At 62.4% G+C, this 23,305-nt stretch carries 30 protein-coding genes; 8 read left to right on the top strand and 22 right to left on the bottom strand.

From position 1 onward, the window contains the following. Window positions 1-11: 11 nt before the first annotated feature. Both V1290_RS31870 and ytfQ read right to left on the bottom strand, forming a co-directional pair. On the bottom strand, window positions 12-1,556 hold the full coding sequence (locus V1290_RS31870) for a sugar ABC transporter ATP-binding protein (RefSeq protein WP_334368025.1): 1,545 nt from the start codon (window positions 1,554-1,556) through the stop codon (window positions 12-14). 136 nt (window positions 1,557-1,692) lie between these two features. Then, complete coding sequence (ytfQ, locus tag V1290_RS31865) at window positions 1,693-2,658, bottom strand: galactofuranose ABC transporter, galactofuranose-binding protein YtfQ (RefSeq protein WP_334368024.1); 966 nt, start codon at window positions 2,656-2,658, stop codon at window positions 1,693-1,695. Between the two features lie 327 nt (window positions 2,659-2,985). Here ytfQ and garD point away from each other — a divergent pair, with 327 nt between their 5' ends. After that, a complete protein-coding gene (garD, locus tag V1290_RS31860; protein WP_334368023.1) occupies window positions 2,986-4,521 on the top strand; it encodes a galactarate dehydratase in 1,536 nt (511 codons plus the stop codon). Window positions 4,522-4,683: 162 nt separating this feature from the next. On the opposite strand, the gene V1290_RS31855 is transcribed toward garD, so the two are convergent. Further along, the gene (locus V1290_RS31855; RefSeq protein ID WP_334368022.1) at window positions 4,684-5,139 is read right to left on the bottom strand and encodes a host attachment family protein; all 456 of its coding nucleotides are present in this window, start codon (window positions 5,137-5,139) and stop codon (window positions 4,684-4,686) included. Between the two features lie 143 nt (window positions 5,140-5,282). Here V1290_RS31855 and V1290_RS31850 point away from each other — a divergent pair, with 143 nt between their 5' ends. After that, the gene (locus V1290_RS31850; RefSeq protein ID WP_334369237.1) at window positions 5,283-5,615 is read left to right on the top strand and encodes a hypothetical protein; all 333 of its coding nucleotides are present in this window, start codon (window positions 5,283-5,285) and stop codon (window positions 5,613-5,615) included. Between the two features lie 131 nt (window positions 5,616-5,746). Beyond that, window positions 5,747-6,178: a CBS domain-containing protein gene (locus V1290_RS31845; RefSeq protein WP_334368021.1), complete on the top strand. Its 432-nt coding sequence runs from the start codon at window positions 5,747-5,749 to the stop codon at window positions 6,176-6,178. A gap of 279 nt (window positions 6,179-6,457) precedes the next feature. Here V1290_RS31845 and V1290_RS31840 read toward each other — a convergent pair whose 3' ends face one another. Next, a complete protein-coding gene (locus tag V1290_RS31840) occupies window positions 6,458-6,667 on the bottom strand; it encodes a DUF6496 domain-containing protein (RefSeq protein WP_057847722.1) in 210 nt (69 codons plus the stop codon). A gap of 514 nt (window positions 6,668-7,181) precedes the next feature. On the opposite strand from V1290_RS31840, the gene V1290_RS31835 reads away from it, so the two are divergent. The 3 genes from V1290_RS31835 (at window position 7,182) to V1290_RS31825 (ending at window position 8,768) form a co-directional block, all read left to right on the top strand. Next, complete coding sequence (locus V1290_RS31835; RefSeq protein WP_334368020.1) at window positions 7,182-7,493, top strand: hypothetical protein; 312 nt, start codon at window positions 7,182-7,184, stop codon at window positions 7,491-7,493. Between the two features lie 202 nt (window positions 7,494-7,695). Continuing rightward, window positions 7,696-8,418, top strand: a complete 723-nt coding sequence (locus V1290_RS31830; RefSeq protein ID WP_334368019.1) for a DUF72 domain-containing protein — start codon at window positions 7,696-7,698, stop codon at window positions 8,416-8,418. Window positions 8,419-8,588: 170 nt separating this feature from the next. Beyond that, window positions 8,589-8,768 (top strand): CsbD family protein, encoded by a 180-nt coding sequence (locus V1290_RS31825; RefSeq protein WP_334368018.1) that lies wholly within the window; start codon window positions 8,589-8,591, stop codon window positions 8,766-8,768. A 217-nt stretch (window positions 8,769-8,985) separates the two neighbouring features. On the opposite strand, the gene V1290_RS31820 is transcribed toward V1290_RS31825, so the two are convergent. The 4 genes from V1290_RS31820 to V1290_RS31805 form a co-directional block, all read right to left on the bottom strand. After that, complete coding sequence (locus V1290_RS31820; protein WP_334368017.1) at window positions 8,986-9,546, bottom strand: NUDIX domain-containing protein; 561 nt, start codon at window positions 9,544-9,546, stop codon at window positions 8,986-8,988. 197 nt (window positions 9,547-9,743) lie between these two features. After that, window positions 9,744-9,980: a hypothetical protein gene (locus tag V1290_RS31815; protein ID WP_057847844.1), complete on the bottom strand. Its 237-nt coding sequence runs from the start codon at window positions 9,978-9,980 to the stop codon at window positions 9,744-9,746. A gap of 83 nt (window positions 9,981-10,063) precedes the next feature. Continuing rightward, the gene (locus tag V1290_RS31810; RefSeq protein WP_334368016.1) at window positions 10,064-10,219 is read right to left on the bottom strand and encodes a hypothetical protein; all 156 of its coding nucleotides are present in this window, start codon (window positions 10,217-10,219) and stop codon (window positions 10,064-10,066) included. A gap of 68 nt (window positions 10,220-10,287) precedes the next feature. Then, entirely contained in the window at window positions 10,288-10,443 is a 156-nt protein-coding gene (locus V1290_RS31805; RefSeq protein WP_176722019.1) for a hypothetical protein, read from the bottom strand. 440 nt (window positions 10,444-10,883) lie between these two features. Here V1290_RS31805 and V1290_RS31800 point away from each other — a divergent pair, with 440 nt between their 5' ends. Beyond that, window positions 10,884-11,111, top strand: a complete 228-nt coding sequence (locus V1290_RS31800) for a hypothetical protein (protein ID WP_334368015.1) — start codon at window positions 10,884-10,886, stop codon at window positions 11,109-11,111. 195 nt (window positions 11,112-11,306) lie between these two features. Here the strand turns inward: V1290_RS31800 and V1290_RS31795 are convergent, their stop codons facing one another. Together V1290_RS31795 and V1290_RS31790 are read right to left on the bottom strand one after the other, a co-directional pair. After that, window positions 11,307-11,456 carry a hypothetical protein gene (locus tag V1290_RS31795; protein WP_334368014.1) on the bottom strand — a complete coding sequence of 50 codons (150 nt, stop codon included), beginning with the start codon at window positions 11,454-11,456 and terminating at the stop codon, window positions 11,307-11,309. A 31-nt stretch (window positions 11,457-11,487) separates the two neighbouring features. Next, window positions 11,488-11,832 carry a cupin domain-containing protein gene (locus tag V1290_RS31790; RefSeq protein WP_334368013.1) on the bottom strand — a complete coding sequence of 115 codons (345 nt, stop codon included), beginning with the start codon at window positions 11,830-11,832 and terminating at the stop codon, window positions 11,488-11,490. 591 nt (window positions 11,833-12,423) lie between these two features. Here V1290_RS31790 and V1290_RS31785 point away from each other — a divergent pair. Beyond that, entirely contained in the window at window positions 12,424-12,639 is a 216-nt protein-coding gene (locus tag V1290_RS31785; protein ID WP_334368012.1) for a hypothetical protein, read from the top strand. A 31-nt stretch (window positions 12,640-12,670) separates the two neighbouring features. On the opposite strand, the gene V1290_RS31780 is transcribed toward V1290_RS31785, so the two are convergent. The 12 genes from V1290_RS31780 to V1290_RS31725 form a co-directional block, all read right to left on the bottom strand. Next, entirely contained in the window at window positions 12,671-14,005 is a 1,335-nt protein-coding gene (locus tag V1290_RS31780; protein ID WP_334368011.1) for a c-type cytochrome, read from the bottom strand. Between the two features lie 12 nt (window positions 14,006-14,017). Further along, window positions 14,018-14,398, bottom strand: a complete 381-nt coding sequence (locus V1290_RS31775; protein WP_334368010.1) for a DUF971 domain-containing protein — start codon at window positions 14,396-14,398, stop codon at window positions 14,018-14,020. A gap of 14 nt (window positions 14,399-14,412) precedes the next feature. After that, window positions 14,413-14,568: a hypothetical protein gene (locus V1290_RS31770; protein WP_334368009.1), complete on the bottom strand. Its 156-nt coding sequence runs from the start codon at window positions 14,566-14,568 to the stop codon at window positions 14,413-14,415. 35 nt (window positions 14,569-14,603) lie between these two features. Then, window positions 14,604-15,644, bottom strand: a complete 1,041-nt coding sequence (locus tag V1290_RS31765) for a formate dehydrogenase subunit gamma (protein WP_334368008.1) — start codon at window positions 15,642-15,644, stop codon at window positions 14,604-14,606. A gap of 68 nt (window positions 15,645-15,712) precedes the next feature. Beyond that, window positions 15,713-16,309: a formate dehydrogenase FDH3 subunit beta gene (gene fdh3B, locus V1290_RS31760; protein WP_028348819.1), complete on the bottom strand. Its 597-nt coding sequence runs from the start codon at window positions 16,307-16,309 to the stop codon at window positions 15,713-15,715. 14 nt (window positions 16,310-16,323) lie between these two features. Beyond that, window positions 16,324-19,290 carry a formate dehydrogenase subunit alpha gene (locus V1290_RS31755; RefSeq protein WP_334368007.1) on the bottom strand — a complete coding sequence of 989 codons (2,967 nt, stop codon included), beginning with the start codon at window positions 19,288-19,290 and terminating at the stop codon, window positions 16,324-16,326. Window positions 19,291-19,303: 13 nt separating this feature from the next. Then, window positions 19,304-19,519 (bottom strand): hypothetical protein, encoded by a 216-nt coding sequence (locus V1290_RS31750; RefSeq protein ID WP_051379522.1) that lies wholly within the window; start codon window positions 19,517-19,519, stop codon window positions 19,304-19,306. Between the two features lie 33 nt (window positions 19,520-19,552). Further along, complete coding sequence (locus V1290_RS31745) at window positions 19,553-20,341, bottom strand: molecular chaperone TorD family protein (protein ID WP_334368006.1); 789 nt, start codon at window positions 20,339-20,341, stop codon at window positions 19,553-19,555. Between the two features lie 124 nt (window positions 20,342-20,465). After that, on the bottom strand, window positions 20,466-21,170 hold the full coding sequence (locus V1290_RS31740; protein WP_334368005.1) for a DUF3306 domain-containing protein: 705 nt from the start codon (window positions 21,168-21,170) through the stop codon (window positions 20,466-20,468). Next, window positions 21,167-21,679 carry a DUF3305 domain-containing protein gene (locus V1290_RS31735; protein WP_028348823.1) on the bottom strand — a complete coding sequence of 171 codons (513 nt, stop codon included), beginning with the start codon at window positions 21,677-21,679 and terminating at the stop codon, window positions 21,167-21,169. Before V1290_RS31735 ends, V1290_RS31740 begins: the two co-directional genes overlap by 4 nt. A 28-nt stretch (window positions 21,680-21,707) precedes the next feature. Further along, the gene (locus V1290_RS31730) at window positions 21,708-22,730 is read right to left on the bottom strand and encodes a DUF6352 family protein (protein WP_334368004.1); all 1,023 of its coding nucleotides are present in this window, start codon (window positions 22,728-22,730) and stop codon (window positions 21,708-21,710) included. Then, window positions 22,727-23,302: a DUF6505 family protein gene (locus V1290_RS31725; protein WP_334368003.1), complete on the bottom strand. Its 576-nt coding sequence runs from the start codon at window positions 23,300-23,302 to the stop codon at window positions 22,727-22,729. The genes V1290_RS31730 and V1290_RS31725 overlap by 4 nt, the downstream gene beginning before the upstream one ends. Between the last annotated feature and the right edge of the window lie 3 nt (window positions 23,303-23,305).

Here is a 23,305-nt window from a genome sequence, read left to right as displayed (position 1 = left end):
CACGGTTGGCATCATGCTTGCCCGGCTTCCGCGCCAATGGTGCTGCTAGCGGCAATCGCCGCTAGAATATTGGAGATGTCGATGGCTTCCCCTTCCAGCTCGTCGATGTGGCTGCGATCGCGCAGCACGATCACCCGGTCGGAATAGGTCACGATCTCGTCGAGCTCGGAAGAAATCACCAGGAGCGCCAGGCCGTCGTCACACAGTTCGCGGATCAGGCGGATGATCTCGGCATGCGCACCGACATCGATGCCGCGGGTCGGCTCGTCCAGCACCAGAACGCGCGGCGCCGTGGCGAGCCAGCGGGCGAGCAGCACCTTCTGCTGGTTGCCGCCCGACAACAGCCCGATCGGCCGCTCCGGCTCCGGCGGGCGAATGTCGAGCAGGCGGATGAACCGCATCGCGATCTCGTCCTGTTCGGAGCGAGACAGCGGTTTTGCGAGGCCGCGCTTGGCCTGCAGCGCCAGCACGATGTTTTCGCGCACGGTCAGGTCAGCAATGATGCCCTCGGTCTTGCGCTCTTCGGGGCAATAGCCGAAGCCATGGGCAACGGCATCGCGCGGCGATTGCAGCCGGACCGGCTTGCCGTCGACTGTGGCGCTGCCGCTGTCGGCGCGCTCGGCGCCAAACACCAGCCGCGCGGTTTCGGTGCGCCCCGATCCGAGCAGGCCGGCCAGGCCAACCACCTCGCCGCGGCGAAGCGCGAGATCGAACGGCGCAACATAGCCGGCCTTGCCGTAATCCTCGAAGCGCGCGCAGAGCTCCCCCGCCTGCCGCACCTGCGCTGCCGCGCGCTCACTCGTCGTCTCGGCGAGTTCGCGGCCGAGCATCATGCGGATCAACTCGATCCGCGGCAGTTCGGCAGTCCTCCGCTCGCCGATCAGCCGGCCATTGCGCAGGACCGTGATGCGGTCGCAGATCTCATAGACCTGATCGAGAAAATGCGTGACGAAGACGACGCCGATCCCGCGCGTGGCCAGCTTGCGCATCACCGCGAACAGGATCTCGACTTCGTGGCGATCGAGGCTCGCGGTCGGCTCATCGAGGATCAGCACGCGCGCCGACTGGTCGACGGCGCGGGCGATCGCGGCGATGTGCTGCACCGCGACCGAATAAGTTCCGAGCGGCTCGGCGACGTCGATATGCAGATCGAACTCGGCCAGCAGCGCGGTGGCGTTCCGGCGCATCTCGGCCTCGCGCACCAAACCGAACCGCGTCGGCTGCCTGCCGAGATAAAGATTTTGCGCCACCGACAGGTTCAGGAGCAGATTGACCTCCTGATAGACGGTCGCAATCCCCGCATCGACCGCTGCCTTGGCCGAGCGCAGCGCAACCTCGGTGCCACTGAGCCTGACAATGCCGGCATCGCGCGGGAAGACACCGGTCACCGCCTTGATCAGCGTCGACTTGCCTGCGCCGTTCTCGCCGAGCAGCGCGTGGATTTCACCGGCCTGCAAGGTGAAATCCACCTCCTGCAGAGCCCGCAGCGTACCAAAACTCTTGCTCAGGCCCCGCACTTCCAGCAGAGCCGGGCCCGGGTCGGAAACTGCATTCATGCCGGCATTACTCCCACCGACGTTCGCGTCGACCGCGAACGCATGGCATGTGCGCCTCATGAGGCGGGTTCGTCGAGAAGGCTTTTGCCGCCGGGACCGGGGCTGGCTTGGGACCCGGCGGCATAGCGTCGGCCGATCAGTAGCCGAGGCCTTTCTTGCTGTCGTAAATCTTCTGTGGATCGTCGGCCGCCGTGTAGAGCTTCGATTCCGTCTGGATCCACTTCGGCGGCACCGTTCCCTTCCCCTTGTAGGCCATGATGGCGTCCAGTGCCGGCCCCGCCATGTTTGGCGTCAGCTCCACGGTGGCGTTGGCCTCGCCGGCCGCGATGGCCTTGAAGATATCAGGCACCGCATCGATCGACACCGTCAGGATGTCCTTACCCGGCTTGAGGCCGGCTTCCTTCATCGCCTGGATCGCGCCGACCATCATGTCGTCGTTATGGGCATAGACCGCGCAGATATTCTTGCCGCCGCCCTCGGCCTTGATGAAGCTTTCCATCACCTCCTTGCCCTTGGCGCGGGTGAAGTCGCCGGTCTGGCTGCGCACCACCTTGAGGTTGGCGTTCTTGGCGACGACGCTGTCAAAACCCTTCTTGCGGTTGGTCGCGACGCTCGCGCCGACCGTGCCCTGCAGCTCGACGACGTTGCATGCTTTTCCGGCTACCGTCTTCGCCAGCCATTCGCCGGCGACCGCACCTTCATGCACGCTGTCCGAGGTGACGGCGGTGAGATACAGCTCCTTGCCCGACGGATCGATGTCACGGTCGAGCAGCACGACCGGAATCTTGGCTTCCTTGGCCTCCTTTAACACCGCATCCCATCCACTCGACACGACCGGCGCGAGGAAGATCGCGTCGACGCCCTGGGCGATGAAGGAACGGATCGCCTTGATCTGGTTCTCCTGCTTCTGCTGGGCGTCGGCGATCTTGAGCGTGACCTTGCGCTTGGCGGCCTCCGACTTGGAGACTGAGGTTTCCGCCGCGCGCCAGCCCGATTCGGATCCGATCTGGGAGAAGCCGACGGTCAATTCAGCGGCGGTAGCCGGGAGCGAGAAGGTGATGGCGACCAGGGCGGTGGCCGCAAGGAGGGCTTTGGAGGTCATGAGGCGCAGTCTCCCAAAAATGTTGTCAGGGTGCCTCGCATCACCGAAATCGGTATCAAAGCACCTCTAGCGCTGTCCATTGGCGGCAGCGCTGGGGAATATTTCACGGAAGATTAGCCCTGACTAGTCATATTATTTGACTATTTGGTTCCAAACCCACGCCCATGCCCAGCCGAGCATTTGCTCCCCCAAAGGAGGGCAGGCGCCCTCACCCGGCCGGCGTCTTGCCCGGGGCTGCTTGATCATGCACGCGGTTTGACCTTGATTGCCTCACTAACACAGCGCAGCTACGCGTTGCCTGATACCGCCCGCGAACAAGGATTCGATATGCAGCCCGTCACCGCGAAACCGCTCTACATCCGCATGCACGCGGACGATAACGTCGCGATCGTCGCGAACCGCGGAGGTCTGCATCCGGGCGCTGAGTTCTCGTGCGGTTTGCGGCTGATCGAACAGATCCCGCAAGGCCACAAGGTTGCCCTCGCCGATATCGGAGACGGCGAAGCCATTCGCCGCTACGGCGAGATCATCGGTCATGCCGCAGCGCCGATCGCTAAGGGGAGCTGGGTCAAGGAATCGCTGGTGCAAATGCCCGACGCGCCCTCGTTCGATAATCTGCCAAGGCCGAACGGCGGCGCGATCCGGCTGCCGCCGCTGGAAGGCTACACGTTCGAAGGCTATCGCAATGCCGACGGTTCGGTCGGCACCCGCAACATCCTCGCGATCTCGACCAGCGTGCAATGCGTCGCCGGCACGGTCGAATTCGCACTGGAGCGGATTCGCAAGGAGCTATTGCCGAAATATCCCAACGTCGACGACGTCGTTACGGTCACGCATGCCTATGGCTGCGGCGTTGCGATCAACGCACCGGGCGCCGCCGTACCGATCCGCACGCTGCAGAACCTGGCGCGCAATCCCAATTTCGGCGGTGAGGTGATGATCGTTGGCCTCGGCTGCGAGAAGCTGCAGCCCGAACTGCTGCTGCCCGAGGGCATGAGCGCCGATGACGAAATCATGCGCATGCAGGACGAAGGCCTCACCGGCTTTGGCGAGATCGTCGAGGACATCGTGCAGATGGCCGATGCGCGCCTCAAGATTTTGGACCGGCGCCGCCGTGAAACCTGCCCGGCCTCGGCGCTGGTTGTCGGCATGCAATGCGGCGGCAGCGATGCGTTCTCGGGTGTCACTGCCAATCCTGCGCTGGGTTTTGCTGCGGATCTGCTGGTGCGCGCCGGCGCCACCGTGATGTTCTCCGAAGTGACGGAGGTGCGCGACGCGATCCATCTCTTGACGCCGCGCGCAGCGACCCAGGACGTTGCCGACGCACTGGTGCGTGAGATGGCCTGGTATGACCGCTATCTCGCCGGCGGCGAAGCCGACCGCAGTGCCAACACAACGCCGGGCAACAAGAAGGGAGGCCTCTCCAACATCGTCGAGAAGGCGATGGGCTCGGTGATCAAGTCCGGCACCGGCCCGATCGCGGGCGTGCTGGCGCCGGGCGAGCGTGTTAGCCAAAAGGGGCTGATTTTTGCCGCGACTCCGGCAAGCGATTTTGTCTGCGGTACGTTGCAATTGGCCTCCGGCATGACGCTGCATGTCTTCACCACCGGCCGCGGCACGCCCTATGGACTTGCCGCCGTGCCGGTCATCAAGATCTCGACCCGCAGCGAGTTGAAGCAACGCTGGCACGACTTGATCGACGTCGATGCCGGCAGCATTGCAACCGGCGATGCGACGATCGAGGACGTCGGCTGGGAGATATTCCGCCTGATCCTCGACGTGGCGAGCGGCCGCGAGACCTGGGCCGAGCACTGGAAGCTGACCAACGCGCTCGCGCTGTTCAATCCCGGTCCGGTGACCTGAGTCAAAACTGAACCGTCGGTGGCCAGCGTTCCCCGGATGCTGCGCAGCGCGCCGCGGTAGCGGCGTGGTGCGCTGCTGATCCGGGGTCCACACGCTGCGGCGGTGGGTCCCGGCTCTGCGGTGCAGCGCTAAGCGCTGCGCCGCGTCCGGGACATGCGAGAGCTAAGCCGCCATCAGCCTTTCGATATCGGGTATCGGATGGGAAGTTAATTGCTTCGGAATCTCGCCTACGATCCGCTCTGCCACTTCGGCATGAAAGGCCTGTCGAAGGTTGCCCAGAACTTTCGCCGGTGCGACCACAACCAATTTTTCGAAATGATTGCCGTGGGCAAGCCGATAGAGCGCGTCGGCAATGGTGCCAGCGAACCGCTCTTCGGCGATATAATGCCAGTCGGCTTGCTCCATTGCGCTTCGGGCCGCGCCGACGCTCTGGACTGACCGCCCGGGGCGATCGGTTCCCTGTTCGCGCGTCGCCGGATTTTCCTGCTCAAGCACGTGCTCGACCTCCAAATTGAGTTGCTGCGGGGTGCCTTTGTTGCGGAGAAAGAGGGCCTTTTGGCCATCGCCGATGAGAACAAGTGCGTTGTGAGAAATGCGGGGTTTCGATTCAGAGGTCATATTCGGTGCTCCATGTGGCCCAACGCATGAATTTCTGGCTGGTTGCCTCTGCAGGAACTTTCTCCTCCATCGACTTAGTCCCGGAACCAAAGCGGTTACGAGGCTTTGTGCCCGCGGGCAGCATTCGAACGAGAGGAACTTTAATGAGGAAAATCGCAATCGGCCTGCTGGCCGGCACGGGTCTGCTCCTGACAGGCAGCGCAAATGCCTCCGACATCTACATCGACAGCGAATACAAAAACTCCGACCTGATACAACAGGTCCGCATGGTCTGTGACGAAGACGGGCGCTGTTATCGCACCCGCGGCGGCAGCCGCGTCATCGTCCGCGATTCATACGCCTATGCACCGCGCGAAAGATATATCGAGCGTCGATATTATCGCGATCGCGATTGGGACGACGGGCCGCGAGCCGGCGTTGGTTTCCGGGCACCTGGCGTAAGCGTGGGCGTCGGCGTGGACAGCAACCGCTGGTAGGACAATCGAGGAGAGACTTCGGGCTTGTCTGAGGTCTCTCCACCAGTGTCGGAATATTGCATTTGCCCTACTGGAACGGCGATCCGACGTGCCTGTTAGCGGGTGAAGAACCGGCAAGCGGAGGGACTCACATGAAAGTTTCCGATGCGATGACACCCGAGGTTCAACTCTGCACTCCCGATGACACGTTAAGAGACGCCTCGCAGGCCATGGCGGCGCTCGGTGTCGGGTTGCTCCCGGTAACGGACAATGAACGCCTGGTCGGCATGATTTCCGACCGCGATATCGCGATCCGCGGGATCGGCATGGGCCGAGGCCCGGAGGCGCGGGTCGGCGACGTGATGACGGCCGACGTCAAGTACTGCTACGAAGACCAGGATCTCGACGAGGTGTGCGCCAACATGGGTGACATCCAGGTCCGCCGCCTGCCCGTGCTCAATCGCGACAAGCGGCTCGTCGGCATCATTGCGCTGGGCGACATCGCGCTGGTGCAAAGCGGCAACGGGACGGGTGCGGCGTTGAGCCGAATTTCACGTCCCGGCGGGCAGCATGCGCAGGTTTGATCTGCGGAAAAGCCGGTAGAGACGTCCCCCGTCGATTTTGCGCGGGTGACAGGAACCCCGGTCAACCCCTCGCCGTTCTAATCGTCGTCCCGCGGACGGGGGGACGCCGACGGAGCGGCGTAGACCGATGACACGAAAGCCAACGTTCCCCCGAAGCCGAAAAATCTCGCCGTCCCGAAATCCCGAGCGCTGTCGGCCTCGTGCGCTCGACGATTCCGGGGATGAACTGCTTGACGATTGGATGGTAGCGTATCCGGCCACCGATCTGGCCCGATCGGACTAGGACTTCTTCTTCGAACGCTTCTTTGGCACCTTGGCGCCCCTTTTTCGGGCTTCGGACAGGCCGATTGCGATCGCCTGTTTCCTGCTCTTTACCTTCTTGCCGGAGCGGCCGCTCTTCAGCGTGCCGGCTTTGCGCTTCTTCATGGCGCGGCCTACCTTCTTTGCCGCGCCCTTTGAATATTTGCGCTTCTTCGCTTTCTTCGCCATCTCTTGCTAGGTCCCGCAACAGCTCCGTATCAATCAGCGATACTCCCTATGGTTCCTTTGCACCTCGCTTCCATCCCGGCGGCGGGTTCGGCCGCGTTTTCGCACTGCAGGAAATTTTCCTGCGTTTTGCTCGGCATTGCCGCAAAGGCATATGTCAGGGATCCGACAGACGACAGTTCCTCGGCGGGTTAATCTTGCACCGAGGTTAGCCAGATGTTCGCCGCCCTCTTACCCATCGAATGTCCGCATTGCGTCAGATGCCTGACTCGAATGCAACTGGCCAACGTTGTCATGGGTGCCGACCGTTCCGAAAAGCGAACCTTCGAATGCGCAAAATGTAACGCGACCGAAATCAGGTTCGTTGCAGATCCGCTCGATTCAGAAGAACTGAACCGCCTGACAGACAACATCAGGCCGCCGGCATGAACCTGACGCGAATTGCGATGCGGATCGGAATGTCCGGCGCACTTGTCGCCTTCGGCGGCCCCTTCATCAGACATATGGCTTGGCTTGGATGACGTTGCTGCCCGCGATTTTTACCCTGGACATTGGCGGAAGACCCACCCTCGCTTTCGAAGCCAAGAACTTGCGGGAATCTCAGCAGCTTTGTCACGAGCATTGGCTGCGTCAGGATATCGCCGGCTTGACCTCGAACGGTGCACCTCTCTGGGATGGCAAGGCGCGGCTCCGGGCCCGACGCTCGACCGAGAACGAAATTGCCCTGTATCGGGAAGCCGCACGGGATGCCGCGCAGCCGCAGGAAGACCTGCTGCTGGCCTTTCTCGTGGAACTGGACGACCTCGAAGAGGCTCCGGACCACGCCTGATGCTCACTCAGGTCGCGTTGTCGCATGTCCCATTCCTCACCCTGAGCCGATGCCGGAACAACTCGGCATCGCCGATCATTCTCATCATCAACTGATACGGAGAGCTTTGGAATGAAAGCGCCGGCGTGGCATAGCAATGGCGATGCTTGCTGCGAGCACGAGAAGGACGGCTTCATCAAGGTCGTCGTGAAGCCGTGATGCCATGCCGCGGGTCCTGATCGGCACGTCGGGTTGGCAATACGATTCCTGGCGCGGGCCGTTCTTTCCAAAGGGACTGCCGCTCAAGGAGCAATTACAATTTTACGCCGGTCAATTCCCCACCACCGAACTGAACGGGGTGTTTTACCGGACGCCGACCCCGGAAGCGGTAAAGGGCTGGCGGGCGCAGACGGGAAGCAATTTCGTATTCGCCTGGAAGGCATCCAAATTCATCACGCATTGGAAGAGGCTCTCCGAGAATTCGGTCAACAGCCTCGAACTGCTCGAAAGCCGCCTCTCCCTGCTCGGCAGGAAGGCGGGACCGGTGCTGTTTCAGCTACCACCGAATTTCCAGGCCAACGCCGACCGGCTTGCCTCGTTCTTCAAGCTGCTCTCGAAGAAGCGCCGGTACAGCTTCGAATTCAGGCATCCGAGCTGGTACGAGCCCAGGATCCTCCGGCTGCTGCGCGAGCAAAACGTCTCGCTTTGCATTTCCGATCATCATGACGCACCGGCGCCGTGGAAACGCACCGCCGATTTCGTATACGTCCGCGGGCATGGGCCCGGAGGCCGCTATCGAGATCACTATGGCGAGGCCGCCCTTGCCGGTTGGGCCCGTCACATCAGGTCCTGGAAAAGGCAGGGCTGCGACGTGTTCGTCTATTTCGACAATGACCAGAAGAGCGCCGCGCCGGCCGATGCCCGACGCCTGATCGAGCTAATGTGACACGCCTGATCGCGGCGCGGCCGTCCATCGGCTAGTCGGCGTCCCCTTCTCTGCGAGCAACAACACGTGTTGCATTACGGAGCGCGACCGCACTCCCGTGCGCACAGGAACGAAGGCGGCGGTCGGACATTGACCTGGACCAGAACCCCACCACAGCGCAGGTCACGATTATGGGTACCATTAAACGGACGACCCGCCGAGTTGCGGGGAAGACCAAGGAAGTCATCGCCGAAGTCGTCGGCGACGGAAAGTTGCAAGAGGAAGCCAAGGCGGAACAGCGCAAGATCGAGGATGAGGATAAGGATCCCAGCGAGCTCAATCCGTTGGGAAACCTCCACCGCCTCACCTAACCGCACCACCAAGGGGCTGCGGAGCCGCCGCTTTTGGGAGAGAGATACAATGCTGCACTATCCGCGGCCACCTTTCCCAGCCAGCATCAGCCGATGCCGCGCACGGCGATGAATCCGCTGCCAGACCACGGCGAAACTTCCTACAATGAGCGAATGCTCGCACAGCCGGTGCTCGCCGCCGCGGCTTAGCCGCGAGGCGTCGCCTGCATGCGGTTGCTCAAATACTGGATGAGAACGACCGTCTTTTTGCGTCGACGATTTCGCCGGTCGCGATCATCGCAGCAGCCGCTTCCAACGTGGTCTCGACTACCTCGATATCTTCTCCCTCTTCCTTGAGCCCGCCGCCGTCGGACACTTTGTTCGCCGGCGAATAAATACAGGTGAAGAAAGCGACCTTTTCCATGATCGCGGCTGTGCTCACATAGAGCTCGAACAACCGCTCCAGTTTCGAGATCTTGTAACCGAGCTCTTCCTGCATCTCTTTCACAATGCGCCGTTCGGCCTCCTCGCCATCGAGCTTGCCGGCGCACGCCTCTACGGTTCGCTCCATGCCGTCCTGCAGGAATACTGGCAGCCGCAATTGCCGGGTGAGCAGCACGGTCTTGCGATCCTCATCATAGGGAAGAATGACGGCCGAATTGCCGTTGTCGTAGATCTCGCGCTGGCGCCGTTGGCGTTCGCCGTCGCGCCTGCGCTGTTCGTAGCTCACGCGGATCAGCTTTCCCTTGCCCTGAGCAATGGTCTCGACCTTGCATATGCGCACGGTCTCGCCGTCCATACGGTCTCGCCGTCCATTTTCATGGGCTCTAAACGCCGGTGATCAGGCTTCGATCCCTTCGGGAAAACGAACACCAGCGAAGCGTTTTCCAACGAAAGCCTCCCCCGGACTTGATCCGAGGTGGACACCGGTTCACGTCAAGAAAACGCGTCAAAACAGAAGCGACTCTTCAACTTGCGCTCGCGCAAACGGGATCATCAGGCCGAGGCGAGCACCGGATGTTCGGACTGCTGCCGCCTGAATTGCTGATAGGCCGCGATTGCCTTGTTGGCCAGCATCAACCGCCGCCGCTCGCCACGCCGCACCATCAGTTCTATCGTGTCGCTGAGAAAGCGGCCGGCCACCATTGCATCGCCCAGTTCTCCCGTACGTTCGAGATAGTCCCAGGCGATTTCAATTGAACTCTCTATCAACAGGGGCAGCGGTTCCGTCATCTTCGCGTCCGACCATTTTTGAAAGAACGCCCGGCGGCAATCTCCGTTCCTGCAGTAGCAGATGGCAGCCTTTGCGGAAACGCTCACGGTCCTCCGGCAGCAGCTCCCGCAATCACCATCGTCAGATCGTCCAGATCGATCCTGCCCTTGACGACGAGGCCTTCGGAGTCATCGATGCTGAGCGCCCGCGGATCATTCGCTGCCTGCCGTTTCAGTTCAGCAACGATTGCTTCCTTCAATTTCTCTGCAGCGTCTCCATCCATCCCACGGTGCCGAGCTAAGTCTACTGCGTCATAGACGCAGTAGACTAATGGGTGTTGGTCTCATGCCACTTTTCCAAGTCTACTTTCGACGACGACCGCTGCTCCTTCTCCGGCTTCTCTTTCCACGGCTTGTCAGTCTGCTTGTGTGATCCCCAGTCGGTCTGCTGGCGCGGATCATCGGTGGGCTTTTCCTTGCTCATTGGGACACCTCCAGAATTGGAAGCGGAATGCACGGGATTTAGTTCCGATAAATCGGTGGATCAGGGTTCCAACGTCTAGAATCGTACAGACAGGCGATATTCCCGCCTCCTAATCTTTCTAAATGGACAAGAAAAAGGTCGAAGATCGGCCCCAGCGGGACCTGCATTCCGAAGCGCTGGCGGCGCTGGAGAAGGCGCGGGCCATGCCTCATGGTCCTGCACGAAGCGAAGCTTTGAAGCGCGCAGGTCTTCTACAGAACGCGGCCGACATGCAGGGACTGACATTTGCCAAGCGTGGACGTCCCCCGAAAACCTGACCGTCCGCTGCAGGGATACCCCCGGAGCCCGGCACAGCGCGCGTAACGCCCTGCCAAGCGGTCACGCGATCGGAACCCGGCAACGGTCTCGACGTTGGCCTTGCGAACAGCAGGGAGGCTCCGATGGGATTGGCCGAATACATGATCGTCTCCGAGCCGGACGGCTGGACGATCCTCCATGACGGGAATGCGCAGAATAGATATGACACGAAGGAAGCGGCCTTCGAGGCGGCCGTCGCTGCCGCGTCGCTGGCGATGCGTCAAGGGCACGAGATTCATATCGGCGTCCCCGGTCGCGACGGCGGTTACAAGACCCCACTCGGCGCCGAGGACGCGCAAGGCGTGCTGTGATGCCCGCAGTCCAGCGAAGTCGGATATAGATCGTCGTAGACACGTGCCCGAGACAACGCGGACGTCACCGAGCCTGTCATCACTACGCGCTATTGCGCTCGTCGCGGGGCGCGCTTTCGCGCGATCCGTTGGCTGATCCGGGCCAAGATGCTCCTGTTGAAGATACTCCTGTTAGAAAATCGAATTTTCCCGGCCTCAGCCCTGGTTCTCCCGATACCGCTGCTTCACGATTTCATCGCCGGCCTGCGTCGCGGCCCTGTTGCGATAACGATAGCTCAGCGTCCCATAGATCAGCCCGGTAAGAAGCACGAACGCTCCGATGAAATAGACTGCTTCGAGTCCCATTACGTTCTCCCAAAATCTTGTTGTGTGCCGGCTACGCTTTTACTTCGTCGCGGCCATGCATTTGCGCGGGCGGTGCGGTCGCCTCCACGGCCGTAAATGGTTCGAGAATGCGATAGCTGTGTTCGGCATGCGCAGGCACCAGCCAGGAGTCGCCTGGCTCCAGCCTTATCGTCTGGCCCTCGATAACAAGTTCAGCACGTCCATTCACGACATAGCCCACCGTTTCGTAATCTCTCGGCCGGGATACGTCGCTTTGCGGCTGTTCGTTTTCCCATAAGCGCATCGAGAGGCGTTTGCCGGAAACGAGATAGGTTTGACCCATCGTTCCCTTGGGTGCCGTTTTGCTGGATACCTTCTTGACGGTGCTGTCGCTCATCTGCCGCTCCATCTCGCTTCACTGGAGTCAATTGGGCTTGGGCACTGCCGGTTCCATTTAATGCTTCAATTTAACGCCGCCTCCCGACGGATGCAGGAGGAACCTGAATCTCCGGTCCGCGTTTCCCGAACGAGCGGGCCGATGGAAGTCGGGGAGGATCTTGTGGACGACTTCAGGGACATTCAACACGGCGTCAACGATCCCGTTGGTGGCCTCGACGTCAAGCGAAGGTTCAAGGACAATCAGACTGAGCACGAACGCGCCCAATGCGCGGCGGACGTTCGCTCTATCGCCGTTGCCGCTCCGGGTGAAAAGTTCTTGCCGGAAGCCTTGAGGCGCCGGCCAACGGGTCCGCTCAACCCGCGGACCGGCCGTCGTCCTGCTCCGTAAGCAGCTTCCGGTCCATGTGCGTAGTTCGCCGCTGGAAACGTTCGGCAAATGCGGACGCGCGTTTTCGTTGCGCGCAAGGGAACCGGCCCGATCGTCAAAAAACAAGATCGTGATAGGTGACGCAGGCCACATTCGCGCGTGACCGTTGGCCGTAATGCAGTGGTGCAAGCCACACTGTATTTCGAACCAACGGAGCATTTCATGAACCGTCTGTTGATTTCCGGATTCGTGGCAGTCGCCCTGCTCGCGGTCGCAACCACGATGCGCTCGTACTCAATTTCCGATGAACGTTCTACCGTAACCACCGGCGTGGCGTTGTCGAAGAAATCTCCGGCCTCCGCGGGCGTCACCAGGCTTCCGATCGAGGAATACGAGGATATGTCGCTGGTCTTCTCGACACCACCCGCGAAGCATTGACGCAATCGGCGTAGTCGCCGCGCCGAGCGCTCTATCGCTTTGTCGCCCGCTCGAGGAATTGCACCAGCGCGGCGCGGTCCCGCTCCGAGCCTATGCGCTGCTCCGGCATCTTGGTGCCGGGCGTGTAGGCCTGCGGCCCGACTTCGAACAATTTGGAAACCGTCTCCGGCGTCCAGACGATATCGAGGCGCTTGAGCGCTTCGGAAAAATTATATCCGGGCGCGGTTGCAATTCGTCGGCCGAAGATGCCGGCGAGCGTGGGGCCTGCGCGGTTGACCTGATCGGCACCAAGCGTATGGCAGGCCACACAGGCGCGAAAGACCTCCGCGCCGCGATCGCCAGCATAGGCGGCGAGCGGATCTCCTGCCGTTTCCACGAGGAGCGGATCGACCGGCTCGCCCGTCGCGGCGTTCCAGCGCCGGATGATGTTGTCAGCGCCGCCCGTGAGCAGCGTGCGGCTGTCGGGTGCGAATACGACCGACCAGACCGGAAGGCCCGGGCCGACCAGCGTGCGCGCGAGCGTACGCGCCTTGCGGTCGATCACCGCGACCGTGCCGCCGATGCCCGCGGCGGCCACATGCGCGCCATCAGGCGAAATCGCAATCGAGATCACCGGCCGTGGCCCTGCCACAACGTCACCGGCTCGCGCGCCGCCGGCGGTCAGGAAGTAGACCTTGCCATCGGCACCGCCGACCGCGATTTCACCGTCACGGCCCGTGGCCACGGCGTTGAGCGGTGTCGGCATCGGAACGACCGTCGGCGGCTGCGCGCCCGACAGCGGCCAGATGCGAACGCTGAGGTCGTAGCTGACGCTGACCAGCGTGCGGCCATCGGCCGTAAACGCCACGCCGTTGACGTTCTGCGTATGCTCATCGAGCACGCGCGGCGCGCCGCCTGCGAGCGGCCAGAGCCGCACCGTGTGATCCCACGACGCCGACCCGAGCGTCGCGCCATCAGGCGATACGGCCAGCGCCACGATCGGCGCCGTGTGGCCTTCGAGCACCGCGTCGGGCTCTGCCTTGCCAAAGGTCCAGATGGCGATGCGACCATCGGCGCCGGCGGTCGCCGCGCGTCCCTCACTGAGCAGCGCGACCGCGTTGATCGCGTCGGAATGGAAACGAAGCACCTGCTCGGCCGCATTGCGCGTCATCGACCAGCGGATCGCGGTTGAATCGAAACTGCCGGAGATCGCGCTTTGGCCATCGGCCGAGATCGCCAGCGCCCGAACCGGCCCACCATGCCCGCGCAGTTGCGCGACGGCGGCCGTTGCGCCGATCGGCAGCGCGATCAGCACGGCCGCAAGCGCCAGAAGCGCTGACCGGCCTGCCTTGCGACGCGAAGCTTTCGCCGAATCGCTGGATGCCATTCCCGCTGGCCCTCAGCGTACGCCCGGCCGGTCGCGGTCGAGCCCCTTGGCCTGCAGGTCGTCGAGGTAGTCCTGAAAGCGCCGCTCGGCATTCTCACCGAGATCGCGCAAAAACGCCCAGGAGTAGATGCCGGTCGCGTGCATGTCGTCGAACCCTATTCTGACGGCATAATTGCCGACAGGATCGACCGAAAGAATGGTGACATTGCGTTTGCCGCCGACGGTCTTGCGCTCGGCCTCGGAATGCCCCCGCACTTCGGCCGACGGGCTGGTCACCCGAAGCAATTCGGCGGAGAGATCGAATGTGCGCCCATCGTCAAAGGCAACGCGCAACGTGCGGCGATCCTTCGGCAGGCGAATTTCGACCGGCCACGCCAGCGTGACGTCAGGCACGCCCACCGCCGGCGTCAGCCCGGGCCGATCAGATTATGGCCAGGATCGCTGACCCTGGCGCCCGTGGTCGTATAGGCGACGGAGCTCGACTGCTGAATGTTGTTGAGCACCATCGCAACGCCGACGGCAGCGACGATGGCAAACGCCAGAGCCGCAATAAAGGATTTCATGTCACTTCCTCACGTTTTGCTTGCGCCAGACCGGACTATTCGGCCGGTACTGCGCGGGCCGTGCCATCAGATGGAGCTTCGCCCTTTGCCTGCTGTTCCTTGACCCAGATCGCGTGATGCTCCTTGGCCCAGTTGAGATCGACCTCACCGGTTCCCATTGCATCAAACGCCCCCTCCATGCCGATCGAGCCGATATAGATGTGCGCCAGCATGGCGGCGATGAAGAGCATCGCGATCACGGCGTGGATCACGGTCCAGAACTGGAGCGCCGTGACGTTGCCCGGAAGATACGGGAATAGCAGGAACCAGCCCGACACCGACATCAGCACGCCGCCGATGATCACGATCCAGAAAATCCCCTTCTGGCCCGCGTTGAAACGCTTGGCCGGCGGATGCTTGTCGTCAGACAGAAGGCCCCCGCCCTGCTTGAGCCACTCCCAATCGAGCTTGCCCGGAATGTTGTCCTTGATCCAGATCAGGAACATGATCGCAAGCCCCAGCATGAAAGGGAATGCCAGGTAGTTGTGCGCAAGCTTGGCCCAGGCCGACATGGTCGCAAAAGCATCGGGGCCGAACAGCGGCAGGATCAGGGTGCGTCCGAAGCTGACGTTCAGGCCCGAGAGCGCCAGGATGATGAAGCAGCTTGCGGTGAGCCAGTGCGTGAACCGCTCGAAGCTCGCGAAGCGCAGCATCGTCTTGCCCGAAAATCCCCCGTGCACGCGAATTCGTCCACGCACCATCAGGAAGATCGCGAGCACAGCCAGCGTTCCAAGAATGGCAATGCCGCCGATCCAGGGCAGCTTGCTGCGCTGGAAGTCGCGCCAGTCGCGCCCTGCGGGCTGGATCAGATTGGCCGCATTCCGGTCGGGGATAGTTACGCGCCCGGTGATCTTGTCGCCCTCCTTCAGCGCGTTCAGAAGCTTGTCTTCCTGAACGGCCTCGGCGGTCGGCTTGAAGGAAATCTGCGCTGCCGCGGGCTGTGCGAAAACGAACAACAGCGCGAGCGCGGCAAGCAGCGGCTTGAAAACCGCGAATTTGAGATTTGCGAACCTGAGAATTGAAGATGAGCCTGGCATTTGCACAACGCCTTTCGGTTATCGGAATTACCCTGATGCCGCCGCGCCGAAGCGCGGCGGCCGTTGCATCAGCCGGTCGGTGAATCGCTGTAGGCCGTCTTCCAGCCCCACATGCCCGAGCCATAGCCGCGCTTCATCACCCGCTCCTTGTAGATCTCGGCGATGATCGCGCCGTCGCCGGCGAGCAGTGATTTGGTCGAGCACATCTCGGCGCAAATCGGCAGCTTGCCCTCGGCCAGACGGTTGGCGCCGTATTTGGCGTATTCGGCCGGGGTGGAGTCGGCTTCCGGTCCGCCCGCACAGTAGGTGCACTTGTCCATCTTGCCGCGCGATCCGAAGTTGCCGACCTTCGGATATTGCGGCGCGCCGAACGGACAGGCGTAGAAGCAGTAGCCGCAGCCGATGCACAGATCCTTGGAGTGCAGCACGACGCCGTCGGCGGTGGTGTAGAAGCACGACACCGGGCAAACCGCGGCGCACGGCGCATCCGTGCAATGCATGCAGGCCATTGAGACCGAGCGTTCGCCGGGCTTGCCGTCATTGATGGTGACGACGCGGCGGCGATTGATGCCCCACGGCACTTCATGTTCGTTCTTGCAGGCGGTCACGCACGCATTGCACTCGATGCAACGGTCGGCATCACAAAGAAATTTGACGCGAGCCATGATCTATTCTCCTCTCACGCCGCTTGGATCTGGCACAGGGTCACCTTGCCCTCGTGCATGCCGGTGACCGGGTCGTAGCCGTAGGACGTGATCGTGTTGACGCTTTCGCCCAGCACGATCGGGTCTGAGCCCTTCGGATATTTGCTGCGTTGGTCGACGCCCTGGAACCATCCGGAGAAGTGGAATGGCATGAACGCCACCCCCTTGCCGACGCGGTCGGTGACCAGCGCCTTGACGCGGGCCTTCGAGCTGTTTTCCGGACCGTAAACCCAAACCCAGCCGCCATCCTTGATGCCGCGCTCGGCGGCATCCGAGGTGTTGACCTCGACAAACATGTCCTGCTGCAATTCCGCGAGCCATTTGTTGGATCGGGTCTCTTCGCCGCCGCCTTCATATTCGACGAGGCGTCCCGAAGTCAGGATGATCGGGAATTGCTTGGCGAGTCCCTTCTCGACCGCCGCCTTCTGAATCGAGAAGCCGAGATTGGCCATGCGGAACTGACGCCCGTCCGGACGCGTCGGGTACTTCGCGACCAGATCGGGCCGCGCGGTGTAGATCGGCTCGCGATGCACCGGCACGGGATCCGGCAGATTCCACGCCACCGCGCGGGCCTTGCCGTTGCCATACGCCATCACACCGTGCTCCAGCGTGACGCGGATGATACCGCCCGACAGATCGACCGCCCAGCCGACGCCATCAGGGTTGTTGCCGCCGATCTTGTTGATGGTCGCAAGCTCGTCCGCGGTCAGATCCTTGTCCCAGCCGAGCTTCTTGAGCACGCCATAGGTGAACTCGGGATAGCCGTCGGTGAGCTCCGACCCCTTGCTGTAGGATCCTTCGGACAGCATGTTGACATTCTTGACCGAGCCGTCCGGCTGCTTCTCCTCGTAGACCACGCCGAAGCGCGCGCGGAACGTGCCGCCGCCATCCTTGGCGTGCAGGTTGGTGTTGTAGAGCGTGTGCGTGCCCGGATGTCGGATCTGCGGCGTGCCCCAGCACGGCCACGGCAGGCCGTAATAGTCGCCGCCGATCTCCGGCTCATCCGCCTTGGCGCGCAGGGTCACCAGGTCGAACTTGCCCTGGTTCTTCATGTGCGCCTTCAACCGCTCCGGCGACTGGCCGGAATAGCCGGTCGAGAAGCCGCCGCGGTTGATTTCCCGCAAGAGGTCCTCGGCCGACGGATGCTTGTTCTCGACCTTGATGTTCTTGAACATCTTGTCGGCGAAGCCGAGCTTTTCCGACAGCCGATAGATGATCTCGTAGTCGTCCTTCGATTCGAAGATCGGCTTGACGATCTGCTCGCCCCACTGCAGCGAGCGGTTGGAGGCCGTACGCGAGCCCGAGGTCTCGAACTGGGTGCAGGCCGGCAGCAGATAGGTGCCGTTCTTGCGCTCCGAGATCGCAGCGAAGGTCGTCGGATGCGGATCGGCGACCACGAGCAGTTCGAGTTTTTCGAGGCCCTTCACCATCTCCGTCATGCGCGGCACGGTATTGCCACCGTGGCCCATGATGACCACGCCCTTCACGGCGTCGCGTTGATCGACGTCGTCGGGGTTGGACAGCGTCGCATCGAACCAGCGGGTCCACGGAATGCCCGGCAGTTCCATGTTCTGCTTGCGGGTGCGTGCCGGACGGCCCGCCTTCGCTGGCACTTCGTCGAAGCGCGACTGCAGGTAGTCGTACTCAACTTCCCAGACGCGCGCCCAATGCTTCCAGGCGCCTTCGACGAGGCCGTAGTAGAGCGGCAGCGTCACGATATCGAGCCCGATATCGGTCGCGCCCTGCACGTTGCAGTGGCCGCGGAAGATGTTGGCGCCCGAGCCGAAGGAGCCGACATTGCCGGTCGCCAGCAGCAGGTTGCAGTAAGCGCGGACGTTGGCCGTGCCGACCGTATGCTGGGTGCCGCCCATGCACCAGACAATGGTCGATGGCTTCTGCTTGGCAAAGGTCTCGGCAACTTTCTTCAGTTGCTCGCCGGGAATGCCGGTGACGCGCTCGACCTCTTCTGGCGTCCACTTCGCAACTTCGGCGCGGATCTGGTCCATGCCGTAGACGCGTTGCTTGATGAATTCCTTGTCTTCCCAGCCATTGTTAAAGATGTGGTGCAACATGCCCCAGATCACGGCAATATCGGTGCCGCCGCGGAATCTCACATATTCGGTGGCATGCGCCGCGGTGCGGGTGAAGCGCGGATCGAGCACGAATACGTTGGCGCGATTGAGCTCCTTGCCGGAGAGGATGTGCTGCAACGACACTGGATGCGCTTCGGCGGCGTTCGATCCCATGAAGATGATCGTCTTCGAGTTGCGCATGTCGTTGTAGGAATTCGTCATCGCGCCGTAGCCCCAGGTATTGGCGACGCCGGCGACGGTGGTCGAATGACAGATGCGGGCTTGGTGATCGATCGAGTTGGTGCCCCAGAACGCCGCGAACTTGCGGAACAGATAGCCGCCCTCGTTGGAGAACTTCGCGGAGCCGAGCAGATAGACGGAATCGGCGCCGGACTTGGCGCGGATCTCCAGCATCTTGTCGCCGATCTCGTTGATGGCCTGATCCCACGAGATCTTCTGCCACTCGCCGTTGACCAGCTTCATCGGATATTTCAGCCGGCGGTCGCCATGGACGAGTTCGCGCACGGCTGCGCCCTTGGCGCAATGCGAGCCGCGGTTGATCGGGCTGTCCCACGCCGGCTCCTGGCCGACCCAGACGCCGTTCTGCACTTCGGCGATCACGGTGCAACCGACCGAACAATGCGTGCAGATATTCTTTCTGATTTCAGTGGGCGCACCGACCTTCTCGGGCCCTGCCTGCGCCTTGCGCACCGAGCCGAGCGGCATCAGGCCGATCGCGGCGCCCGCGCCGGCCGCCAGACCGGACCGCTGCAGAAACGTACGGCGGTCGAGAACTCCTGACGCGAGGCCGGCGGCGATACCCTGCAAACGCGCCCTGCCCGCGGATCCGTCTCTTCGCTTCATCAACATGTGCGTGGTCCCATCAGTAGCGGTTGACGCGATAGAAATTCTTGACGTGATCGCTTTCCTTGTAGCGCGCCTTGACGCGCTCAGCCTGCGACTCGTCCGCAGCCGCCTCCGTGCCCGCAAGCGGCACAACGGCTGCTGCAGCGACCGCCGAACCGCCCATCAGAAACAGGCTGCGCCGATCCACCCCCGCGGCCTGTGACTTTCCCTTACTCTCAGATGGCTTGCTCATTGCGATCTCTCCTATTCTCGTCGCCTTTCACCGTCACTCGGACAGCGTGAAGGCCTCAGATTCCAATTCCATGAAGACACGGCCGGTGCGGCCGACGGCGCGGTAGAAGCGCGCCGATTGCGACATTTCCAGATCGGCGAACATCCGCGCCGCCCACGGCTTGAGATGACGCTCGAAAAAGCGCGCCTGCTCGGCGAATTCGGCTTCGAAGTCGCCGCGTGCGAGGCCCGCCATGACCTCGAGCAGGATAGCGATATGGTCTTCCGGCTCCCGCGAGGTACCTGCGCGCTCGATTCCGAGCGCACGCAGATCCTCGCGCACCCGCGCCAGCGGGCGCTCGTGAAGAAAGCCGGTCAGATAGTAGGATGCATAGGGCAACAGTTCGCCGCGGCCGAGCCCGATGAAGAGATCGAAGAACTCCTTGCTGACGGCGCGATCATCCGTCGCCGCAGCGGCGGACGCGAGTTCGACATGCGCCATGCCGAGATCGGATCCGTCGCCCTTCAGCGTTGCAACCCGTTGCAGCGTTTCCGCATCGGGCGCCTTGCCAAGCAGCAACGATAACAGGCCGTATTCCGCGGCACGCAGTTGATCGATCTCGTCGATTTCGGATTTCGATGTCACCTGATCCTTGGACGATCCGTAGAGATCGGGACGCAGCGCGAGACGGTCCACCTGCGTCAGCGCCTCGACCGCGAGAACCCGCTCGGCGGGAATACGCGACCATGCGGAAACGGACGGCTGCGCAATGCCGAGCCCCCGCGCCAGCGATCCGACGCCACCTGCTGCCTTGATTGCTAGTTCCAGCCCGGCATCACGCATGGTGCTACCGAATTCTCCCCGCCCGCGCCCGCGTGCCTCTTATTCAGGCACACACTTTAGAACTGGAATTATTCCAGGGAGAATTTGTAGCATAGGCGAGGCCTATGTCCGCAAATACTTTTGTCTAAACAATTGGTTTTGCGGTGCCATGGCGTCGCACTCGTTGCTGCGATGCAACAGATTTTGCTGCCTCGGATTCGCCCACCGGCGCGGATTCCCCTGTACCCCGTTTCGCTTCTGAAACGAGTTCCGTTTCTGTCGAGGGTTCATCAGACTGTCGCAAAGACTCCTCAGGAAGGTCTTCCTGCGATTTTGCCGAGAGTTCACGTTCAGCGGGCTGTGGCGAAGGGCTTGCCACTTCAGTTCCGGAATTTGCGTCGGAATTCGTTGTTTCCGCCCTGGGTTCGCCCATGATTTGCGCGACCAGCCGTGCCACGTCGACGCCTGCGCCGAGCTCGCCACCGCCGGGCACTCCGCCCGGCGCGTTCCAGTCGTAGGCATATTCAAGTGCTGGACTGACGTAGTTGCGAATCGCGGGATCCAGCGCCCAGGATTTTCGCAAAGCCGCATTCCGCAAATGTTCGGGAACGCCTTTGCGAAGGAAGGCAGTGATATCGCTGGTCTCCGTCAGCTCCTCGAGGTTTGGCAGCGTCGACAGATCGAACTCCGGCACGACCTCTTCGGGCTGCGCTGAAGGTGGAGCTGACGAATCGCCACTTTCGGCAGCCGGCGTATCCCGCTTCGGCTCGGTCTGCTTGGCTTCCTGCTTGCGCTGCGACCATCGCGCCAGAAAGCCCTTGTCCCGATCGGCTTCGTCCGGACCACTCATTTGCGACCCATCTTCTCGTCCGGCCCGCCGCCCGGCACGCGCGGCCGATCGCCGCTGGCGCGATCCCGCTTGCGTTTGTGAAACACACGCTCGACATGGAATCGATCGACGAAGGCGGCAATCCATGACGCGATTTCGGGCGGCATCGGCACGGTACCGATCACGTCGCAGCCGCTTTCGAACATCGCCTCCCCTTCGGTCGGATCGGCGGTCACTTTCGTCAGCTCAAGCTCAGGACCACCATCCTGGCGCCGCAACGCGACCCAGATCCGCGGCTCCCCATCGGCAAGGTTGTCGCGGTAGTTCGCCGTTTCCGAGCTGAACAGGTCGATGCTGGCCGATCCAGCGTAATAGATCGTCGCGTCGGCTTCGGTGGACAGCGCAGTCCAGGGTGCGGTCGCCGGCACCTCATCCAGGATCATTGCCGGCGACCACAACTGGTCGATCCAGGGATTGTCGATCGAACGGCGCCGCACCACCACGCCGACCTCGCGGGATGCTTCCGTCATCGCCATGTCCCATCCTCCATTCAGTGGATCACGTGGCATTCGCGGCCGCGGCCAGCGGCAACCCCGCAACCAGATTTTGCGGCTTTAGTCTCACCACCTTGTCCGCGCCCATGGCGAGGATGAGGTAAACCGGCTTGTCGCCGACCCGCTCGTCCACCAGCCGCGTATCCTCGAAGGTCAGGCGCATCAGTGCCACGATGCGTTCGGCAATGCCGCCCTCCAGCTGCTCGCCACGCCACAGCGCGTTGCCGATCCGCGTCGCCTCGCTGTCGAGGCCGATGAACCAGCGCCAGTCGCGATCCTCGATCGCGGCGATGGTTTCGACGCCGACGGTGATGCCGAGCAGATGAGCAATCCAGCGCTCGATGACACGGCAGAGCGCGGCCCGCGCTTTCTTGTTGCCGCCGATGTTCATCACCATCGCATGCGCATCCGACCGCGACCAGTAGGTCCAGGCGTTTTCGTCGTCCATGACGTCCATCTCGCCGAACGACTTCGGCTGCTGCAGCATGGCCGTGAGCGGCGATGAATGCAGGTCGTGCTGGGCATGCTGCTCCGCCTCGATGACTTCCGCATCGGCCAGCAGCAACGTGCCTTCGTGAACGGCGGCCAGTTGGCTGCGATAGAACAGCTCCGCAGCACGCAACACATAAGGGTCGTCGCAGCCTTCGAGCGCGTTGCGCAGGATCAGGTGGCACAATTGCGACAGAAAGATCGGCGGCAGATCGCCGGCCCCCTTGCGGGCGAGCGCGACATAGACCGCCTCCAGCGACGGCGCCGCCATCAGCCGATCGCGGAAATTCACCATGAAGGACCAGTTTTCGCGCGCATCGGCATCGGCCAGCGCGGCGATATCAGCATCCGAGACCGGGCGCAGCGGATCGCCCATCAGGCTCGCATGAAGATGGCGCTCGGCGTCGCAGGCGTCGGCCGGCGGCATCAATTCGGGCCGCGCCAGATAGGCCATGATGAGTTCAGGCGTCGCGACCAGCCCGCCGTGATCGGCGCGGCGCGTGAGGTGATGGCCCGATGCGACCCAGAATTCTCTCATGTACGATCCGTCGTCCTGGCGTCGGTCCTGATCAGCCCGAGAAGATCGACCTCTTCGGCAGGTTCAACATCGCCCTCGACTTCATGGAAGGTAAAGGCGCTGGCATGCGCGTGCAACCGGTCGGCATCCGCAGCAGCCGGGCGGGCTTTAAGGGTACGAAAGCGTTCGCGGATCTCGCCGTTTTCGACGCTGCGCTGAACGGCAAGCAACGTCTGCGGCGGGTGTTCGCACAAGGAAGCTGCGAACGCGATCTCTTCCTCGGCGGCAAGACGCGCGGCATCCGCATCGGGCGCCCCGAATTTCTTCAGCAACTGGCTTGCAAGCCGCTCGATCATCGCCTCCCGTTCCGCTTCGCTCGCTTCGGTGACGACGGCAAGCGTCGACCATCCGAGACTGTCGATCCCAAGAAAGCCGGAACGCAGCGCCACGCGCTGCTTCTGGCCGAGCGTCGCCGGATCCCGGTTCCAAAAAACGAACGCGCCGGAAACCGCCCATTCGCCGGGTTCCGCCGCCCGCTCGAAGACGAAGGTATCTGACGGGTCCAGCCTGATGGTTCGCGGAAATTTCAGCATGTC

The sequence above is a fragment of the Bradyrhizobium sp. AZCC 1578 genome, from assembly GCF_036924675.1.
Taxonomy (GTDB): Bacteria; Pseudomonadota; Alphaproteobacteria; order Rhizobiales; family Xanthobacteraceae; genus Bradyrhizobium.
This window is presented reverse-complemented; position numbering and strand designations above follow the sequence as displayed.